Source organism: Micromonospora sp. NPDC047644 (assembly GCF_040704315.1).
GTDB lineage: Bacteria > Actinomycetota > Actinomycetes > Mycobacteriales > Micromonosporaceae > Micromonospora.
Genome location: NZ_JBEYSY010000007.1, coordinates 75,518 through 93,537, shown reverse-complemented (window position 1 = coordinate 93,537; position 18,020 = coordinate 75,518). Strand labels below are relative to the sequence as shown.

Sequence of the window (18,020 nt, the reverse complement as noted above, 5' to 3'; positions counted from 1 at the left end):
CCTGGTCGCGACGCGGGTCCGCCCGCCCAACGTAGCGCTCACGCCGACTGCGAACCGGCTCTCCGAGGACCTGCCACACTCCGGTGACGAGCGGCCCCACCGTGATCGCGCCGTCTCGGAGTCGGGAGGCCGGCTCAGGGGGTGGGGAGGGTCTTCTCGATGGCTGCCCGCAGGTCGTCGGAGTCGGGCGCGACCGTGGGAGCGAAGCGGGCGGCGACCGAGCCGTCCGGGGCCACCAGGAACTTCTCGAAGTTCCAGCGCACGTCGCCGGTGTGCCCGTCGGCGTCCGGGGTGTTCACGAGCGCGGCGTAGAGCGGGTGCCGGTCGGGGCCGTTGACGTCGACCTTCTCCGTCAGCGGGAAGGTGACCCCGTAGTTGACCTGGCAGAAGTCGCTGATCTCGGCGGCGCTGCCCGGCTCCTGCCCGGCGAACTGGTTGCACGGCACGCCGAGCACCACCAGGCCCCGGTCGGCGTAGGTGTCGGCCAGTTTCTGGAGGCCGGCGTACTGCGGGGTGAGGCCGCAGCGGGAGGCCACGTTGACGACCAGCAGCGCCTTGCCGCGGTGGCGGGCGAGGTCGGCGGGGCCGCCGTTGAGGGCGTCGATCGGGGTGTCGAAGACGGTCATGGGCCGAGGCTACGCGCCGGCCGGGCGTCGGGGGCGGGGTGGGCGCAGCGTACGCACTCCGTGCACCAGGAGAAATCGAAACATGCGCATCTTGACGAACGGATGACGGTGTGAGTACCGTCTCACCATCTCTTTTGGAAAGTTTCCTAACAGTTCGGGAGACGCCTCATGAAAAGATCGCTCCGCCGGGCCCTCTGGGCCGGTGCCGTGGTCGCCGTGACCGTCGCAGCGGTGCCGGTGACCACCGCTTTCGGCGCCGGCACGGTCACCACCACCTTCACCAAGGCGCAGGACTGGGGGACCGGTCACGAGACGAGGGTGACAGTCACCAACGGCTCCAGCGCCACCGTCACCACCTGGCGCATCGAGTTCGACCTGCCGTCGGGCACCACCATCAGCAGCGCGTGGGACGCCGACGTCACCAGCAGCGGCAACCACTACGTCGCGGTCAAGAAGAGCTGGGCTGGTGGCATCGCCCCCGGCGCCTCGTTCAGCTGGGGCTACAACGGCAGCGGCGCCTACAAGGCTCCGCTGAACTGCACCATCAACGGTGCCGCGTGCGGCGGCGGAACGACCCCGCCGACCACCACTCCGCCGACCACCACCCCGCCGACGACGACGCCGCCCACCACCCCTCCGCCCACCACGCCACCGCCGACCACCAACCCGCCGAACCCGGGCGGTAAGAAGATCGTCGGCTACTTCGCCGAGTGGGGCGTCTACGGGCGCAACTACCACGTCAAGAACATCCAGACCAGCGGCTCGGCCGCCAAGCTGACCCACATCCTGTACGCCTTCGGCAACACCACCGGCGGTCGCTGCTCGATCGGTGACAGCTACGCCGACTACGAGAAGGCGTACACCGCCGCGGAGAGCGTGGACGGCGTCGCCGACACGTGGGACCAGCCGCTGCGCGGCAGCTTCAACCAGCTGCGCAAGCTCAAGCAGCTCAACCCGCACCTCAAGGTGATCTGGTCGTTCGGTGGCTGGACCTGGTCCGGCGGCTTCACCCAGGCGGCGCAGAACCCGGCCGCGTTCGCCGAGAGCTGCTACAACCTGGTCGAGGACCCGCGCTGGGCGGACGTCTTCGACGGCATCGACGTCGACTGGGAGTACCCCAACGCCTGTGGTCTGAGCTGTGACAACAGCGGCCCGAACGCGTTCAAGAACGTGATCGGCGCGTTGCGGTCGAAGTTCGGGTCCAGCGCCCTGGTCACCGCCGCCATCACCGCGGACGGCAGCAACGGCGGCAAGATCGACGCCACCGACTACGCCGGCGCCATCGGCAACCTCAACTGGCTGATGCCGATGACCTACGACTACTTCGGCGCCTTCGCGGCCCAGGGTCCGACGGCACCGCACTCGCCGCTCACCTCGTACACCGGCATCCCGCAGCAGGGCTTCAACTCCGACGCGGCGATCCAGAAGCTCAAGAGCAAGGGCGTCCCGGCCAACAAGCTGCTGCTCGGCATCGGCTTCTACGGTCGAGGCTGGACCGGTGTCACCCAGGCCGCTCCGGGTGGCAGTGCCACCGGCGCGGCGCCGGGCACCTACGAGGCCGGTATCGAGGACTACAAGGTCCTGAAGAACACCTGCCCGGCCACCGGCACGATCGCCGGCACCGCGTACGCCAAGTGCGGCAGCAACTGGTGGAGCTACGACACCCCGTCGACCATCAACGGCAAGATGACGTACGCGAACAACCAGGGCCTCGGTGGCGCGTTCTTCTGGGAGCTCTCCGGTGACACGAGCAACGGCGAGCTCATCGGCGCCATCAAGGGCGGTCTCGGCTGAGCCGAGGGCCGACGCACCACCCACACGGCGGGAAGGGGCCCGCACCGTCCCTTCCCGCCCGTGACACAGCGGCCCGGCCGACGCCCAGCGCGTCGACCGGGCCGCCGCCGTTGGGCTCGTACAGCCGGATGTGGCAGACTCGCGGCTCGGCACGTCTCGATCTCACCGCCGACGGAGGTGATCATGCGCCCGACACAGAGCAGGCTGGCGGCGACCGCCGCCGGGCTGATGCTGCTGCCGGTGGCCCTGGTCGGCTGCGGGATCGGCGACAAGGACGAGGAGAAGTCGGCCCCCAAGCCGGCCCGGGCCCCCGCCGAGGAGGCCGCCACCCGCTCCCGTGAGCGCGTGCAGGCGTACCTCGACGCGATGACGGCCAAGGACGTCGCCGCCGGACGCAGCCAGCTCTGTGCTCTGCTGCACGACGGCTTCGACCGTGGTGCCACCGGCCCCAACGGTGACTTCGCCGACCACTTCCAGGTGCCGGAGGCGGCCATCACGGACATCCGGTCCGGTCCGCTCGGGCAGGAGGTCCGCGTCTCGGTCTCGGTCGCGGTCGGCAAGCGCACAGTCGTCCGGCCGTTGGTCTTCACCGTCACCCGCGACGGCAGCGACTGGTGCATCGCCGGGGAGGCCCCGGACGTAACTACGGCCGCCAGCCCGACGCCGACCGGTGTGGTCCCCTCGCCCGCGTCCTGACCAGCGCCCGGCAGACTGATCTCCCATCTGCCGGAACCGTCCCCCTCGCCGCCCGGCCACCCCGACCGTCGCCGTACGCTTTCTGTCATGCGCCATGAGTGGCATCAGTTGAGCCATCCCGCGGTGGGCAGCCCGGGCCTGCAGACCAGCCGACCGACGATCGACTCCGCCGAGGACGCCGCGCTGGGTCTGGACCGATGGCGGGAACTGCCCCGCGAGCAGGTCCCGCCGTGGTCCGACCCGGCCGCCGTGGCCGCCGTCTGCAAGGTCCTCGACACAGTGCCGTCGGTCGTCGCGCCCTACGAGGTGGACCAGCTCCGGCAGAAGCTCGCCCTGGTCTGCGAGGGCAAGGCGTTCCTGTTGCAGGGTGGTGACTGCGCCGAGACGTTCGTGGACAACACCGAGAGCCACCTGCTGGCCAACGCCCGCACCCTGCTCCAGATGGCGATCGTGCTCACCTACGGCGCGTCCCTGCCGGTGGTCAAGGTCGCCCGGGTCGCCGGGCAGTACACGAAGCCCCGCTCGCTGCCCACCGACGCCCGCGGCCTGCCCGCGTACCGCGGCGACATGATCAACTCGCTGGAGGCCGACCCGGCCGCCCGGGTCGCCGACCCGCAGCGCATGATCCGCGCGTACGCGAACTCGGCGGCGGCGATGAACATGCTCCGGGCGTACCTCGCCGGCGGGCTCGCCGACCTGCACGCCGTGCACGACTGGAACAAGGGCTTCGTGAAGAACTCCCCGGCGGGGGAGCGTTACGAGGCCATCGCCCGGGAGATCGACCGGGCGCTGGCCTTCATCCGGGCCTGCGGCATGACCGACGACGAGGCGCTGCGCACCGTCACGCTCTACTGCTCCCACGAGGCCCTGGCCCTGGAGTACGACCGCGCGCTCACCCGGGTCTCCGACCGTCGGGCGTACGGGCTCTCCGGGCACTTCCTGTGGATCGGCGAGCGCACCCGGCAGATCAGCGGGGCGCACATCGACTTCATCTCCCGGATCGCCAACCCGATCGGGGTCAAGCTCGGCCCGACCACCTCCCCCGACGAGGCGATCGAGTTGTGCGAGAAGCTCAACCCGGACAACATCCCCGGTCGGCTCACCCTGATCAGTCGGATGGGCAACCACCGGGTACGCGACGCGCTGCCGCCGATCGTCGCCAAGGTCACCGCCGCCGGGGCCAAGGTGGTCTGGCAGTGCGACCCGATGCACGGCAACACGCACGAGTCGTCCAACGGCTACAAGACCCGACACTTCGACCGCATCGTCGACGAGGTGCTCGGCTACTTCGAGGTGCACCGGGGGCTGGACACCCACCCCGGCGGCCTGCACGTCGAGTTGACCGGCGAGGACGTCACCGAGTGCCTCGGCGGCGCCCAGGGGATCGAGGACCTCGACCTGCCCGACCGGTACGAGACCGCCTGCGACCCGCGACTGAACACCCAACAGTCGTTGGAGTTGGCCTTCCTCGTAGCCGAAATGCTGCGTGGCTGAGCTTGCGAGCCCGCAGCCGGCAGTCGGAGGATGGCCAGGGCCGACGCGCGGAACGAGCGTGCGAGCCGGCAGTCGGTTGTGGAAAGGATGACAGTGCCTGATCTGTTCGTGGACCTGCGGTCCGACACGGTGACCCGACCCACCGCCGGGATGCGGGAGGCGATGGCCGCCGCCGAGGTCGGTGACGACGTCTACGGCGAGGACCCGACCGTCAACGCGCTGGAGACCGAGGTCGCCGCGATGTTCGGGCACGAGGCGGCGCTGTTCGCCCCGAGTGGCTCGATGGCCAACCAGATCGCTCTGCAACTGCTGGTCTCGCCCGGCGAGGAGTTGCTCTGTGACGCCGACGCGCACGTGGTCACGTACGAGATCGGCGCCGCGGCCGCGTACGGCGGGATCTCCTCGCGGACCTGGCCCTCGGTGGGCGCGGACATCGACCCGGAGGTGGTGGCCGGGATGATCCGGCCGGACGGTTACTTCGCCGTCCCCACCCGCGCCATCGCCGTCGAGCAGACCCACAATCGCGGCGGCGGTGGGGTGATTCCGCTGGCGACCCTGCGGGATCTGCGCGGGGTGGCTGACGAGGCGGGCGTCGCGCTGCACTGCGACGGCGCCCGGATCTGGCACGCGCACGTCGCCGACCGGGTGCCGCTGATCGAGTACGGCCGGCTCTTCGACACGCTGTCGGTGTGCCTCTCCAAGGGCCTCGGCGCGCCGGTCGGTTCGCTGCTGGTGGGCAGCGCTGACAAGATCGAACGTGGCCGGCTGATCCGTAAGCGGATGGGCGGGGGGATGCGCCAGGCCGGCATTCTCGCCGCCGCCGGTCGGTACGCGCTGGCGCAGCACATCGACCGGCTGGCCGACGACCACGCGAGGGCGGCCCGGCTCGCCGAGGCGGTCGCGCCGTTCGGTGTGCTGGCCACCACCGTCCGTACCAACCTGGTCGCGCTGGACCTCACCAAGCACACCCTGGACGCCCGGGCCCTGGCCGCCGCGGCGCGGGCCGAGGGCGTACTCATCTCGGTGCTCGGTCCCCGTACCGCCCGCCTGGTCACCCACCTGGGCGTCAGCGACGCGGACATCGACCGCGCCCTGGCAGCCCTACCCCGCATCCTCGCCGCAGCCTGACCCCCACCCCACCCCACCCCACCCCACCAACCCCGGCCCCGCGGCCCTCCCACCCCGGCCCTCCGACCCCCGGGTGATCATGAAGTTGTTGCCACTCGCATCGGCGTGTCATGGCAATAACTTCATGATCACCCGACGGGTGGGGGTGCCGGAGAGGGAGGGGAGGGGGCGGGGTGGGGCGGGGTGGGGTGGGTCAGGGGTGGGACAGGCGGGTGAGAGTGGCGATGTCGGCGGCGTGGCCCACGTGCTTCTCGCTGGGGGTCTCCACCACGATCGGAACGCCAGCGGTCGCCGGGTGCGCCATCAGCTCGGCGAAGGCGGGCTCGCCGATGCTGCCCTTGCCGATGTTCTCGTGCCGATCCCGGGTGGAGCCGCACAGATCCTTCGAGTCGTTGGCGTGAATCAGCCGCAGCCGGTCCGCGCCGACAGTGGCCACCAGGGTGTCCAGGGTCGCCGTCATGCCGCCCTCGGCCGCCAGGTCGTGGCCGGCCGCCCAGGCGTGGCAGGTGTCGAAGCAGACCCCGAGCATGGGATGCCCGTCCACCGCGTCCAGGTAGGGCCCGAGCTGCTCCACCCGGGAGGCCAGTGAGCGGCCACCGCCGGCGCTCGGCTCGACCAGCAACATCGGCCCGCCGGCGTCGGCAGCCCAGTCGAGCAGCGGCAGCAGCACCTCGCGGACCTGTCCCATCGCCGCCTCGGCGTGCCCCTCGTCCACCGAACTGCCCGCGTGGAACACCACCCCGCGCGCACCGATCGCCACGCCCCGACGCAGCGCGTGCGCCAGCGTCTGGCCCGACTTCTCGACAGTGGCCGGAGTGGGCGAGCCGAGGTTGACCAGCAGAGCGGCGTGGATGAACGTGGGAACGCCCCGCTCGGCGAAACCGTCGCGGAACAGCGCGTCCTGCACCGGGTCACCGGCGGGCAGTGCCCAGCCTCGCGAGTTGGAGACGTAGACCTGCACCACCTGCGCACCGGTCGCGTCGGCGTACGGCAGGGCGGCCTTCGCCAGCCCACCCGAGGTCGGAGTGTGCGTGCCCACCGGCCGCGCGGAGATCGTCGGCATCAGAAGCACGTCAGGGTGACCGGGGTGCCGGGCGCCACCTGCGAATTCTCGCCCGGGATCTGGATCCGGACCACGGCGTTCGGGTTGATCGCCATCGTCACCGGGAAGCCCTGACCCTCCAACGCCTGCTTGGCCTGCTGGCACGGCAGGTCGATCACCCGCGGCATGGCGAGCAGCGGTGGCCCCTTGCTGACGTCCAGCTTGACCTCGGTGCCCTTCTCCACACCGGCGCCGTCGGCCGGGCTCTGGCCGAGGATCTCGTCCCTCGGCTTGTCGGATTCCTTGTAGGTCTCCTTCAGCACCAGGTTGAGCTGGGCCAGGGTCGTCCGGGCGTCGGTCAGGCTCTTGCCGACGAGGTTCGGCACCGTCACCGGCGCCCTGCCCCGGCTCAGAATGAGGGTGACCTTCGCGCCGGGTTTGACCTCGGTGCCGACCTTCGGGGAGCTGTCCACCACGACCCCGGCCGGCAGGCTGTCGTCGTAGCGGGGGGTGCCCCTGGCCACCACCAGCTTCACGTTGACCAGGTCCGCCTCGGCGAGCTCGAACTCCTTGCCGATCACGTCGGGGACGGGGAAGCGCTCCGGACCGAGGGAGAGGGTCAGGGTGATCGTGCCACCCTTGAGAATCTCGGCGGCGGAGGCTGGGCTCTGCTCCAGCACGCTGTCCTTTGGAGCCTTCTCGTCGAAGCGCGGCTCAGCGTACGCGACGAGAAGCCCGGCGCGGTCGGCCCGCGCCTGCGCATCGGCCTTGCTCAGGCTCACCAGTTGCGGAGCGTCCGTGTAGCGGCCGACGCCGAACCACCAGCCCCCGAGCGCGGCCACCAGGCCCAGCGTCACGACCACGGCCGCGACGGCCAGCCGGCCACGCGGGCTGCTCAGCAGCGTGCTGCGCAGCGTGGCGAGGCGGGCGCCCAGGCCCTCCGCCGGCTCCGGCGCGGCCCGACGCCGCCCCGGCCCCTGGCTGCCGGCGCCCTCGGGCAGGCGTGCCCACGACGGGCGATTGGGCGGCTGGAGCGTCGCGACCATCATGGTCGGCTGGGCGAGCGACGGTGCGTCACTGATCGGGCTGAGCACCGCGGTGTGGCTGTTGGCGTCGCCCAGACGATCCCGGGCCACCTGCACCTCGGTCAACAACGCGCCAGCGTCCGCGGGCCGTGCTCCCGGGTCGCGGCGGGTGGCCCGCTGCACCAGGTCGTCGAGGACCGACGGCAGGCCCGGCACCAGCGTCGAGGGCGCCGGCACGTCCCGGTCGACGTGCTGCCAGGCGACGTCCACCGGGCGGTCACCGTCGTACGGCACCCGACCGGTGAGCATCTCGAAGAGCACGATGCCGGCCGAGTAGACGTCGGTGCGCGGATCCGCGCGGCCCTCGGTGACCAGCTCCGGGGCGACGTACGCCACGGTGGCCATCAGCTGGTTGCCCTGCTCCTCGTCGGCGCTCGCCTCGACCGCCCGGGCCAGGCCGAAGTCGGCCACCTTCACGACGCTGTCGACCAGGTTGGCGACGCCACCGGTAGGCGCCTCCGCGACCAGCACGTTCTCCGGCTTGACGTCGCGGTGCACGAGGCCGGCCCGGTGCGCGGCGGCGATCGCGGCGAGCATCTGCTCGGCGATGGCCAGCGCCTCGTCCGGGTTGAGTCGGCGCCGCTCGGCCAGCACGTCCCGCAGGGTGCGGCCACGGACGTACTCCATCACCAGGTACGGGAGGCCGGCGTGCGTGCCCTGGTCGTAGACCGCCACCACGTTCGGGTGGGTCAGCCGGGCGATGGTCTTCGCCTCGTCGGTGAACCGGGCCACGAAGTTGGCGATCCGGGCCCGTGCATCGCTCGCCTGGGTCGGGTGAATGATCTTGACAGCGACGGTGCGCTCTAGGCGTTCGTCGGTGGCGGTATACACGGTCGCCATGCCACCACGGGCCACGCGACCGCGAATGCGGTAGCGCCCGTCGATCAGCGAGCCCAGCAACGTGTCGGCGACCTGAGTGTCCATCGGCAGGCAGTCTATGTGTCCAGAGGGTGAAGGATGAACAGGATGCTACAGCCGTACGCCGAACCGGTCCGTCCCGCCGCGCTCCCCGCCCCTTGTTGGCTGGTCAGCGGCGTCAGGAAAGAGGACGCGGAGGGCCCGCCCGGGGTGCCGGTGGCTCGTCGCGGCGGTGGCGTGGCAGGGTGGTCGGGTGACCGAACCCGTACCCGACCAGGCCGCGCCCGGCCCGGAGCTCGCCGGCCCCACCGACCCGGCCGGCTGGTTGACCCTGCCCGACGTCGCCGAACGCCTCGACGTGTCGATCAGCAAGGTGCACCAGATGATCCGTGACCGCGAGTTGTTGGCGGTCCGCCGCGACGGCGTCCGTCGGATCCCGGCGGACCTGGTTGCCAACCAGACCGTGCTCAAGCATCTGCCCGGCGTGCTCAATCTGCTGGCCGACAACGGCTACGACGACGAGGCCGCACTGCGCTGGCTCTACGAGCCGGACGACACCCTTCCCGGTGCCACCCCGGCCGCCGCTCTCTCGGGCGACCAGGCCCGCGAGGTGAAGCGCCGAGCCCAAGCCCAAGGCTTCTAACCCCGCCCACCCCTGCCTTCCGCGCCCCGCGCCTTCCGGCGTTGATCATGAGGTTGGCGGTGCGACGCCGAGGCGAACGTCGCCAACCTCATGATCAACCCGGCGGGGGTCAGTCGGCTCGGCGGGTTGCGGCTATGGCCAGGTCGACCAGGGCCTGGCGGGCCTCGGTGTCGAGGTCGACGGTGGTCAGGGCGGCCAGGGCGGCGTCGGTGAGGGTGGCGATCCGCTGTTCGGTACGGGCCAGCGCCCCGCTCCCCGAGATCACCTCGCGGAGCCGGGCCACCCCGTGTTCGTCCAGCTCCGGGTCGCCGAGCCGGCCGAGCAGCAGCTCGCGGCCCGCGTCGTCGGTGGCCTCCACGGCTGCCGCCACCAGGTAGGTGCGCTTGCCCTCGCGCAGATCGTCCCCGGCCGGCTTGCCGGTCAGCGTCGGGTCGCCGAAGACCCCCAGCACGTCGTCGCGGAGCTGGAACGCCTCGCCCAGCGGCAGCCCGTACGCCGAGTAGGCCGTCCGCAAGTCCTCCGGCGCGTCGGCCAGCGCGGCGCCGAGCAGCATCGGACGCTCGACGGTGTACTTCGCGGACTTGTACCGGGCGACCTTGCTGGCCCGCTCCACCGAGGTGTCCCCGGTGACCTGCGTCAGCACGTCGAGGTACTGCCCGACGGTGACCTCGGTGCGCATCTCGTCGAAGACCGGCCGGGCCCGGGCCAACGAGCGCAGGTCCAGGCCGGCGGAGTGCAGCAACTCGTCGGACCAGACCAGGCACAGGTCACCGAGCAGGATGGCCGCGGCGTCGCCGAAACCGTCCGGGCTACCGCCCCAGCCGGCCTTCCGGTGCCGGGTGGCGAACCGTCGGTGTACCGCCGGCTCGCCGCGCCGGGTGTCGGAACGGTCCATCAGGTCGTCGTGGATCAGGGCGCTGGCCTGGACGAACTCCAGCGCGGCCAGGGCGGTCACCACCTGGTCACCGTCCAGCCCGCCCGCCCCCCGGAACCCCCAGTAGGCGAATGCGGGACGCAGTCGCTTGCCGCCGCCGAGCACGAACGCCTCGATCGCCTCGGCCACCGGAACCAACGCCTCGTCCACGGCGACGAGCCGAGCCCGTTGGCCGGCCAGGAACTCGGTGAGAGCCTTGTCGACCCGCTGCCGCAGGCCGGCACGGTCGACGGGGGAGACGGGGGCAGCGTGGGTCACGCCCCGACGCTAGCCGGTCGTCCGTGCTCGTGCTCCACCGCCACGCGTGGTCCCGCCGGTGCGGCCGGGACCCGTCCGCCCGGCCGGTCGCGCGCCGGCCGCCGCGGTGCGGCCCGGCCCGGTGGCCCGCGTCGAGCCGGCCCGACGGGTGGCCGCGGCGGCCTCCGCGAGCACCACCAGCGGCACGTCCAGGACGACGGCGAGCCAGCCGAGCCAGAACCCGCCCGGCACGCGCCGCTGTCGTTCCCACCGGGAAACCTCGTGCCGACTCAGCGTCGGCACCCCGGCGGCGGCACACAACTCGGCGGCGGCTCGCTGCTGGCTCCAGCCACGGGCCAGTCGGCACCGGGCCAGCAGCGGCCCGAGCTGCGCGGGACGCGGCGATGCGAGCGGGATCATGGGTCCTCCTGGCGGGCGTCGGTGCGGTGACGACCCACCCGCCTGACCGGACGGGACCGGCGTCACCGCTCGGTTGCTGACCCCCGCGCGGGACCTGGCCACCCCCGCCGCCCCTCCCGCACCGTCCCTTTCTACCTCGGAGGTACGACGCCTTTCCGTCGTCAGGTCGGGCGCGCGGTGCGACACCATCCGCCGGCTCACGGCGGACCCGGTGACACCGCCCACAGTCTCCCCGCAGACCGGACGACGCCGCCCACCGGCCAGATGACGCCACCCGCCGGGCCGGGCGGCACCGGCCGCTGGGTGGGAAGGGCCTGTGTCCTGGTGCCATCGACCGCTAGAGTCGGGTCGTGGCGCTCGGTCTTCCCTCGACACTCCCCAATCCGCAGCCGGCGATCGGGGAGCTCATCCGTGAGCGCCAGCCGACCTTCTCGTTCGAGTTCTTCCCGCCCAAGACCGAGGCGGGGGAGCAGCTGCTCTGGCAGGCCATCCGCGAGCTGGAGTCCCTGCGCCCGTCGTTCGTGTCGATCACGTACGGCGCCGGCGGCTCGACCCGGGACACCACGGTGGCGGTGACCGAGCGGATCGCCACCGAAACGACGCTGCTGCCGATGGCCCACCTGACCGCGGTCAACCACTCCGTCGCCGAGTTGCGGCACGTGGTCGGCCGGCTCGCCGGGGTGGGGGTGCGCAACGTGCTGGCCGTTCGTGGCGACCCCCCGGGCAACCCGGGCGGTGAGTGGATCCGCCACCCCGAGGGCGTGGACTACGCCGAGGACCTGGTCCGGCTGGTGCGCGACGCCGGCGACTTCAGCGTCGGCGTGGCGGCCTTCCCGTACAAGCACCCCCGCTCGCCCGACGTGGCCAGCGACACCGCCCAGTTCGTCCGCAAGTGCCGGGCCGGCGCGGAGTTCGCGGTCACCCAGATGTTCTTCGACGCCGACGACTACCTGCGGCTACGTGACCGGGTGGCCGCTGCTGGCTGTGACACCCCGATCCTGGCCGGGGTGATGCCGGTGACCCAGTTCAGCACCATCGAGCGGTCCGTGCAGCTGTCCGGTGCGCCGTTCCCACCGGCGTTGGCGGCCAGCTTCGAACGCGTCGCCGACGACCCGGACGCCGTCCGTCGGCTCGGCATCGAGCAGGCCAGCGAGATGTGCCGCCGACTGCTGGACGAGGGCGTGCCGGGAATCCACTTCATCACCCTCAACCGCTCCACGGCGACCCGCGAGGTCTGGCAGAACCTGAAGGCCGGCGCCCGCGTGTGAACGCTGCGTTTGCGACACCTGTTGCCCGGCACGACGGTTGATCCGTGGTGGGCACACAGCTGAACTGGGATCAGTACGCCACGGCGTGGGCGCGGCTGCACGGCGGGTTCGACCCTCGGGTCGCCGCGCCGGTGGTGCGCGCCTGGCTGCGATTCGCGTACCACGTCGGATACGTGCTGGGTCGACTGCGGGTCAGCCCCACCGCGGTCACCGTGGCCGGGGTGCTGCTCTGCTTCTGCGTACCGTTGCTGGTGGGCCGGCGGGGGGACGGGCTGTTCCTCGGCGCGCTGTTCGTGCTGCTCGCCGCCGTGGCGGACAGCGTGGACGGTGCGGTGGCGGTCGCCACCGGCCGCACCACCCGGCTCGGTTACGTCTACGACTCGGTCGCGGACCGGCTCGGTGAGGTGGCGTGGCTGCTGGCCTTCTGGCTGGTGGGCGCGCCAGGTGGGCTGGTGGTCGCGGGCGGCGCGCTGTCCTGGTTGCACGAGTACGTCCGGGCGCGGGCGGTCGCCGCGGGTATGCGGGACATCGGCGCGGTGACGGTGGGCGAACGCCCCACCCGGGTCTCGGTGGCGCTGGCCGGCCTGCTGGTCGCCGGGCTGGCCGGGTTGATCGAGCCGGACCTGGCCGCCGGCACCATCACCATGGCGACCGCGGTCTGGGTGCTGCTGGCCGGTTTCGGCCTGGGGCAACTGCTCTCCAGCATCCGTCGCGCCCTGCTCGACGCCGACTGAGTCCGGCCGGGCCAGCCCGGCGCGAGGCCGACTGATCGGCCGGGCCAGCCCGGCTCGACGCAGCCCCTACCAGGCGGGGCCGATCTCGTCGGCGACGATCTGCGCGGAGAGGGTCACCATCGGCAACCCACCGCCCGGGTGGGTGGAGCCGCCCACCAGCCACAGCCCGTCAGCCGGGCCCCGGTTCGCCGGGCGCAGCAGCCCACCGGCGGTGCCGTAGATCGAGCCACCCGGTGCGCCGGTCGCCACGTCCAGGTCGGCCGGGGTGCGGATCTCGCGGAACAGCAGCCGGTCGCGCACGTCCACGCCGCGCCGCGCCAGCACGTCCAGGATCCGGTCGGCGTACGCGTCGGCGAGCCCCGGGCGTCGCCAGTCGACAGCACCCGCCGCAGTGCCCTGTCGGGCGGCGTTGACCAGCACGAACCACGCCTCGTGTCCGGCTGGGCGGACCATCGGGTCGTCGGCCACTGTGACGAACACCGTCGGGTCGGCCGCCGGCCGGGCCCGTACCCCGCGCCCCGGGTCACCGAAGACCGCGTCGAACTCGGCATCGTAGTCGTCCGGGAAGTAGACGTTGTGGTGGGCCAGCCCGGTGCTGCCGGAGACGCCGAGCAGCAGCACGAAGCCGGCGAGGCTTCGGTCGGTCAGCGCGGCCAGCCGACCCGGGTGGGGCAGCAGGTCACGGTAGACGGTGAGCGCGTCCACGTTGGCCACCACCACGTCGGCGGGTGCCGGGGCGGTGACGCCGGCGAGGCGTACCCCGTGCACCCGGCCGCCGGTGGCGTCGATCCGGGTGACGGTGGCGTCGGTCTGCACGACCACGCCGAGGTCCAGGCAGCGGGTCAGCAGCGCGTCGGCGAGCGTGCCCAGACCACCGCGCAGGTACCAGCCGCCGAAGGCCAGCTCGGCGTAGGGGACCGCGACCAGCGCCGCCGGTGCCCGACGTGGGTCGGCGCCGGTGTAGGTGGCGTACCGGTCCAGCATCATCCGCAGCCGCGGATCGGACAGGTGCCGGCGGCCCAGGCCGCGCAGACTGCGGCCCGGGGCGATGGCGGCCAGGTCGCCGACGCGCCAGGCCAGCGACGCGAGGTCGCGGGGAGAGTCGACGGTACGGCGCAGGATGTCCCGTGAGGAGGCGTCCCACACCCGCGCCGCCCGACGCCACAGCCGCTGCCAGTCGGCCGCCGCCCGGTCACCGAACGCGGCACCGATCCGGGCGGTGAACTCCGCCGGGTCGGCGCACGAGTCCAGGGTCGGGCCACCGCCGGGAAAGACGTGCCGGACGATCGGGTCCAGGGCAACCAGGTCCAGGTATTCGTCGAGCTTCGCCCCGGTCGCCTCGAACAGGTCGTGGAAGACCTCGGGCAGGGTGAGCAGGCTCGGCCCGGTGTCGAAGTGGAACGACCCGGCCGGGGTGTCGTGCGTGTACCGGCCGAGCTTGCCGCCGACCGTGTCGGCCCGCTCGAAGACGGTCACCTGGTGCCCGGTGGCGGCCAGCCGGGCGGCGGTGGCGAGGCCACCCACCCCGGCGCCCACGACCACGATCCGCGCCATGCCGCGTCCTCCCTAGCTGACCGGGCGGCCCCGCCAGGTCAGGCGGCGTCGCTTCCGCAGATGGTACGACCGCAGGGTCAGCCAACCGAGGACCACGACCGACACGGGGTGTGCGAGCGCGTCGGGCCACCACCGGCCACCTGTCGCGCGGGCGGTGAGCACCCGTCCGAGCACCCCGAGCACGTACGCGGCCAGGCCCACGGTGGCCACCCTCGGTGCGCCGGCCGCCGCACCCGTCAACGCGATCAGCGGTGGGGCGGTGTAGAGCAGCAGCAACGCCGCCACCACGGCCGCCGCCGTGCCCGGGTGCCCGAACGACGCCCAGAGCGACTTCGAGTACCCGTCGCGCAGTTGCGGCCAGTCGTCGTACATCCGGCAGGTGGCCAGCCGGGAGCCGTCGGCCAGGGCGATCCGCCCACCGGCCCGCTTGACCGCCCGGGCCAGCTCGACGTCCTCCAGGATCTTGTCGGCGACCGCGGCGTGCCCGCCGGCGGCGGTGTAGCCGCGCCGGTCCACCACCAGGAACTGCCCGCCCGCCGCGGCCAGCGACGGCCGCGGCGAGCGCTCCATCGCGCGCAGCGGCAGGAAGGTCAGCCAGAGCCACTGCAGCAGTGGCTGCACCAACCGGTCGCCGGCCGTCGCCACCACGATCCGGGGGTACGGCGACAGCAACGTCGCCCGGGCGGCGCGCAGCTCGGTGACGGCAGCGGCCACGGCGTGCGGGGCGAGCACCACGTCGGCGTCGACGAAGACCAGTGCGGTGGCGTCCGGATCGGCCCGGGTGGCGAGCTGCCAGCAGGCGTGCGGCTTGCCCAGCCAGCCCGGCGGTGGAGCGACCCCGGTGAGCAACGTGACCCGGGGGTCGTCGCCGACCACCGCGCGGACCACGTCGGCGGTGCCGTCGGTGGACCCGTCGTCGAGGACCACGACGCGCAGCCCGGGTACGCCGCGCTGGGCCAGCAGGGCACGCAGGCAGGGCGTGACCCGGGTGGCCTCGTCGCGCAGCGGCAGCAGCACGGTGACCGGCTCGTCGACGTCGTCGGGCCGGTCGGTGGGTCGGCGCAGCCACCGGGTGGCGTTGAGCCAGGTGTGCCCGGTCAACGCGGCGACGGCGATGAGCAGGGCGAGCAGGACGGTCATCGGGTCGCGTCGACGCCGGGGCGGTGTGGCTGGTGGGCCTCCCGAGCGGGGTCACCGCCCCGGCGGGCACGCAGGAGGGTCACCGCCAGGGGTACGGCGGTCACCGCCATGCCGGCGGCGCCCCAGAGCGCCGAGGCGGGCAGGTCGAGGAAGACGGCGTGGGCCAGGATGCTGGAGAAGTACGTCCACAGGTAGAGCGCGAGCATCGGGTGGTCCCGCCGATCGGTGTGTTCGGCGGCCGGCCCGGCCAGCGGGCGTAGCGCGCTCATCATCAGCACCGCGAAGAGCAGCCAACCCAGATAGTTGCTGACCGGAATGCCGGCCAGGCCGGGCAGGGCCCCGGTGGCGTCGCGCCAGACCCAGTAGCCCTCGGCCACCATCTGCGGGTCGAGGAAGAGGTCCCAGGCGGCCAGCCCCACGGTGGCCAGCGCGATCCGCCCCACCCACCGCCCCACCGTCGGCCCGCTGCCGCCGGCTGTCGTGGTCCTTCCGCCGGTCAGTCGGACCGCTGCCAGCCAGGCCGGCCAGGCCATCCAGGTCCAGGCCAGCGGAATGATCAGCGGCACGCCGGCCAGCTTCGGACCCAGCTCTCCCGAGTAGTCGTAGCTGCCGAACGGCACACCGGTGGCCACCCCGATCGCCTCGATCGCGAACCCGCCGCCGGTGGCCACCGCGACCAGCGCCGCCGCCACCCGGGGGCCCCGGCTGAGCAGCGCGTGGCCGACCGAGAGCAGCCAACCGAGGACGACGGTGGCCACTGTGAGCCCGGCCCGGGTGGCGCCGGTGGTGAGCGGGTAGCAGATCTGGGCGAGGACCAGGACGGCGAGCAGCGTCCAGGAGATCCGCCGGGTCATGACGCCGGTGGCTCGAGCGGCAGATCCCGACCGAGTACGCCGAACGGTCGCTCGTCGCCGGGGAAGTGGAAGTCGCGCAGCACGTCGACGAAGCCGAACCGTCGGTACAACCGCCAGGCCCGCGAGGTCTGCTCGTCGGCCTCCGGAGTGGACAGCAGTACGGTGTCGCCCTCCGCCATGCCGAGCAGCGCCCGCAGCTGACCGGTGCCCAGGCCGTGCCCCTGCGCCGGTGGCCGGACGTGCAGCTCGACCACCTCGAAGCAGTGGGTGAGCCAGCGCGCGCGGGTCGGGGCGTTCAGTGCGCGGTGCACCTGGTCGTGCCACCACTGACCGGACGCGCCCAGGTAGCCGTAGCCGAAGCCGGCGAGATGACCCTCACTGGTCAGGCTGGCGACCGCCCGGAAACCCGGTCGGCGGACATGGGTGGCGATGTAACCGCGCCGGGCCTCCAGCAGGTCGGTGCGGTATCCCATCGCCTCGCCGTAGACGGCCACCACGTCGTCCAGCCGCCGGACGAGATCGTCCGGCGTCCAGCGCACCAACCTCATGCCCGTCCACCCTTCACCGTTTCCGGGCCGTCGTCGACGACCCATCCGAGCACCGACCGGTCGCCGACCACGTCGCGCACCTCGAACCGGGCGAACAGCTCCTCGGCGTACCAGCCCGCGGTGGGGGTTCGCATGATCGCCGCCCGGTGCTCCGGGTGACGGTACGCGAACGCCACCAGGTCCGTCGGGTCGCGCCACACGCTCACCGTGCCCTGCCAACCCAGCGGGGCCTCTCCGACCCCGAACCGGGCCAGCAGCCCGGGCGCGTCGCGCAGCGCGGCGGCCACCGGCGGGATCGCCCGCCAGAAGGTGGCCGCCCGGCGGGCCCGCAGCCGGGCCCGGGTCAGTGCCAGCACCGGGCCGGTGACCCGGCCGCCCGACGGGTCGCCGAACGGTCGCTGGCCGGACCACTCGCCCCGGCTGGTCAACGGGCGTAGGTCGATTCGTACCTGGGCGTGGGCGATGCGCGCCCAGGCCCGCCCGACCGGAGAGTCGTCGAAGCCGGCCGCCGCGGCGGGGGAGTCCCAGACGGTCAGCGCCGCCCAGCGGGTCAGGTCGGCGTCCCGGGGCCCGAAGTCGGTGCCGGTCCCGGTGCCCAGCAGCTTGCCGAAACGAACGCCGGGGAGGGCCCGCAACCGGCGGGGGTCCACCGCCATCCGGGTCAGCGCCCGGGGCAACGCGCCACGGGAGGTCCGCCACACGTGCAGCGTGACCAACTCCGGAACCGCGCTGACGTCGCCGCTGTGCCCGCTGGTCCGCTCGTTCGCGCCACCGCTTCGCGGCGGCGCGAACGTGTCGCCGCTGTGCCTGCTGGTTCGCTCGCTCCGCTCGTTTGCGCCACCGCTTCGCGGCGGCGCGAACGTGTCGCTGCTGTGCCTGCTGGTTCGCTCGCTCCGCTCGTTTGCGCCACCGCTTCGCGGCGGCGCGAACGTGTCGCTGCTGTGCCTGCTGGTTCGCTCGCTCCG

At 72.8% G+C, this 18,020-nt stretch carries 18 protein-coding genes; 8 read left to right on the top strand and 10 right to left on the bottom strand.

What is annotated here, in order from left to right:
- Positions 1-134: 134 nt before the first annotated feature.
- Complete coding sequence (locus AB0877_RS13235; RefSeq protein ID WP_366608804.1) at positions 135-626, bottom strand: glutathione peroxidase; 492 nt, start codon at positions 624-626, stop codon at positions 135-137.
- Between the two features lie 168 nt (positions 627-794).
- Between AB0877_RS13235 and AB0877_RS13230 the strand changes: the two genes are divergently transcribed.
- From AB0877_RS13230 to AB0877_RS13215, 4 genes are all read left to right on the top strand, one after another.
- Positions 795-2,420: a glycosyl hydrolase family 18 protein gene (locus tag AB0877_RS13230; RefSeq protein ID WP_366608803.1), complete on the top strand. Its 1,626-nt coding sequence runs from the start codon at positions 795-797 to the stop codon at positions 2,418-2,420.
- A gap of 183 nt (positions 2,421-2,603) precedes the next feature.
- Positions 2,604-3,116: a hypothetical protein gene (locus AB0877_RS13225; RefSeq protein WP_366608802.1), complete on the top strand. Its 513-nt coding sequence runs from the start codon at positions 2,604-2,606 to the stop codon at positions 3,114-3,116.
- Between the two features lie 87 nt (positions 3,117-3,203).
- The gene (locus tag AB0877_RS13220; protein WP_091407607.1) at positions 3,204-4,610 is read left to right on the top strand and encodes a class II 3-deoxy-7-phosphoheptulonate synthase; all 1,407 of its coding nucleotides are present in this window, start codon (positions 3,204-3,206) and stop codon (positions 4,608-4,610) included.
- A 93-nt stretch (positions 4,611-4,703) separates the two neighbouring features.
- Positions 4,704-5,738: a GntG family PLP-dependent aldolase gene (locus AB0877_RS13215; protein ID WP_366608801.1), complete on the top strand. Its 1,035-nt coding sequence runs from the start codon at positions 4,704-4,706 to the stop codon at positions 5,736-5,738.
- A 193-nt stretch (positions 5,739-5,931) separates the two neighbouring features.
- Here AB0877_RS13215 and AB0877_RS13210 read toward each other — a convergent pair whose 3' ends face one another.
- Together AB0877_RS13210 and pknB are read right to left on the bottom strand one after the other, a co-directional pair.
- A complete protein-coding gene (locus AB0877_RS13210; RefSeq protein ID WP_366608800.1) occupies positions 5,932-6,801 on the bottom strand; it encodes a deoxyribonuclease IV in 870 nt (289 codons plus the stop codon).
- The gene (gene pknB / locus AB0877_RS13205) at positions 6,801-8,789 is read right to left on the bottom strand and encodes a Stk1 family PASTA domain-containing Ser/Thr kinase (RefSeq protein ID WP_366608799.1); all 1,989 of its coding nucleotides are present in this window, start codon (positions 8,787-8,789) and stop codon (positions 6,801-6,803) included. Before pknB ends, AB0877_RS13210 begins: the two co-directional genes overlap by 1 nt.
- Positions 8,790-9,048: 259 nt before the next feature.
- Here pknB and AB0877_RS13200 point away from each other — a divergent pair, with 259 nt between their 5' ends.
- Entirely contained in the window at positions 9,049-9,366 is a 318-nt protein-coding gene (locus AB0877_RS13200) for an Rv2175c family DNA-binding protein (RefSeq protein ID WP_366609030.1), read from the top strand.
- Between the two features lie 109 nt (positions 9,367-9,475).
- On the opposite strand, the gene AB0877_RS13195 is transcribed toward AB0877_RS13200, so the two are convergent.
- Positions 9,476-10,558 carry a polyprenyl synthetase family protein gene (locus AB0877_RS13195; protein ID WP_366608798.1) on the bottom strand — a complete coding sequence of 361 codons (1,083 nt, stop codon included), beginning with the start codon at positions 10,556-10,558 and terminating at the stop codon, positions 9,476-9,478.
- 9 nt (positions 10,559-10,567) lie between these two features.
- The gene (locus AB0877_RS13190; RefSeq protein ID WP_366608797.1) at positions 10,568-10,957 is read right to left on the bottom strand and encodes a helix-turn-helix domain-containing protein; all 390 of its coding nucleotides are present in this window, start codon (positions 10,955-10,957) and stop codon (positions 10,568-10,570) included.
- A gap of 350 nt (positions 10,958-11,307) precedes the next feature.
- On the opposite strand from AB0877_RS13190, the gene metF reads away from it, so the two are divergent.
- Both metF and AB0877_RS13180 read left to right on the top strand, forming a co-directional pair.
- Entirely contained in the window at positions 11,308-12,225 is a 918-nt protein-coding gene (gene metF / locus AB0877_RS13185) for a methylenetetrahydrofolate reductase [NAD(P)H] (protein WP_366608796.1), read from the top strand.
- Between the two features lie 44 nt (positions 12,226-12,269).
- Complete coding sequence (locus tag AB0877_RS13180; protein WP_366608795.1) at positions 12,270-12,959, top strand: CDP-alcohol phosphatidyltransferase family protein; 690 nt, start codon at positions 12,270-12,272, stop codon at positions 12,957-12,959.
- Between the two features lie 66 nt (positions 12,960-13,025).
- Here AB0877_RS13180 and crtI read toward each other — a convergent pair whose 3' ends face one another.
- From crtI to AB0877_RS13155, 5 genes are read right to left on the bottom strand one after another with little or no spacing between them, the layout of a single operon-like run.
- Positions 13,026-14,513 carry a phytoene desaturase family protein gene (crtI, locus tag AB0877_RS13175; protein ID WP_366608794.1) on the bottom strand — a complete coding sequence of 496 codons (1,488 nt, stop codon included), beginning with the start codon at positions 14,511-14,513 and terminating at the stop codon, positions 13,026-13,028.
- Positions 14,514-14,525: 12 nt separating this feature from the next.
- Positions 14,526-15,653 carry a glycosyltransferase family 2 protein gene (locus tag AB0877_RS13170; protein WP_366608793.1) on the bottom strand — a complete coding sequence of 376 codons (1,128 nt, stop codon included), beginning with the start codon at positions 15,651-15,653 and terminating at the stop codon, positions 14,526-14,528.
- Positions 15,650-16,507, bottom strand: a complete 858-nt coding sequence (locus tag AB0877_RS13165; protein WP_366608792.1) for a carotenoid biosynthesis protein — start codon at positions 16,505-16,507, stop codon at positions 15,650-15,652. The genes AB0877_RS13170 and AB0877_RS13165 overlap by 4 nt, the downstream gene beginning before the upstream one ends.
- Positions 16,504-17,055: a GNAT family N-acetyltransferase gene (locus tag AB0877_RS13160; protein WP_366608791.1), complete on the bottom strand. Its 552-nt coding sequence runs from the start codon at positions 17,053-17,055 to the stop codon at positions 16,504-16,506. Before AB0877_RS13160 ends, AB0877_RS13165 begins: the two co-directional genes overlap by 4 nt.
- Positions 17,052-17,771, bottom strand: coding sequence for a monooxygenase (locus AB0877_RS13155; RefSeq protein WP_366608790.1), 720 nt, complete (start codon positions 17,769-17,771; stop codon positions 17,052-17,054). Before AB0877_RS13155 ends, AB0877_RS13160 begins: the two co-directional genes overlap by 4 nt.
- Here AB0877_RS13155 and AB0877_RS13150 point away from each other — a divergent pair.
- Positions 17,764-18,020: hypothetical protein (locus AB0877_RS13150; RefSeq protein WP_366608789.1), on the top strand; the 257-nt coding region annotated here is incomplete at its 3' end. The genes AB0877_RS13155 and AB0877_RS13150 overlap by 8 nt on opposite strands.

What these genes read in the sequence shown, in the direction of transcription:
- AB0877_RS13230 (WP_366608803.1), top strand. Translation starts at nt 795, where the DNA reads ATGAAAAGATCGCTCCGCCGGGCCCTCTGGGCCGGTGCCGTGGTCGCC.
- AB0877_RS13160 (WP_366608791.1), bottom strand. Translation starts at nt 17,055, where the DNA reads ATGAGGTTGGTGCGCTGGACGCCGGACGATCTCGTCCGGCGGCTGGAC.
- AB0877_RS13170 (WP_366608793.1), bottom strand. Translation starts at nt 15,653, where the DNA reads ATGACCGTCCTGCTCGCCCTGCTCATCGCCGTCGCCGCGTTGACCGGG.
- crtI (WP_366608794.1), bottom strand. Translation starts at nt 14,513, where the DNA reads ATGGCGCGGATCGTGGTCGTGGGCGCCGGGGTGGGTGGCCTCGCCACC.
- AB0877_RS13235 (WP_366608804.1), bottom strand. Translation starts at nt 626, where the DNA reads ATGACCGTCTTCGACACCCCGATCGACGCCCTCAACGGCGGCCCCGCC.
- AB0877_RS13210 (WP_366608800.1), bottom strand. Translation starts at nt 6,801, where the DNA reads ATGCCGACGATCTCCGCGCGGCCGGTGGGCACGCACACTCCGACCTCG.
- AB0877_RS13225 (WP_366608802.1), top strand. Translation starts at nt 2,604, where the DNA reads ATGCGCCCGACACAGAGCAGGCTGGCGGCGACCGCCGCCGGGCTGATG.
- pknB (WP_366608799.1), bottom strand. Translation starts at nt 8,789, where the DNA reads ATGGACACTCAGGTCGCCGACACGTTGCTGGGCTCGCTGATCGACGGG.
- AB0877_RS13165 (WP_366608792.1), bottom strand. Translation starts at nt 16,507, where the DNA reads ATGACCCGGCGGATCTCCTGGACGCTGCTCGCCGTCCTGGTCCTCGCC.
- AB0877_RS13190 (WP_366608797.1), bottom strand. Translation starts at nt 10,957, where the DNA reads ATGATCCCGCTCGCATCGCCGCGTCCCGCGCAGCTCGGGCCGCTGCTG.
- AB0877_RS13220 (WP_091407607.1), top strand. Translation starts at nt 3,204, where the DNA reads ATGCGCCATGAGTGGCATCAGTTGAGCCATCCCGCGGTGGGCAGCCCG.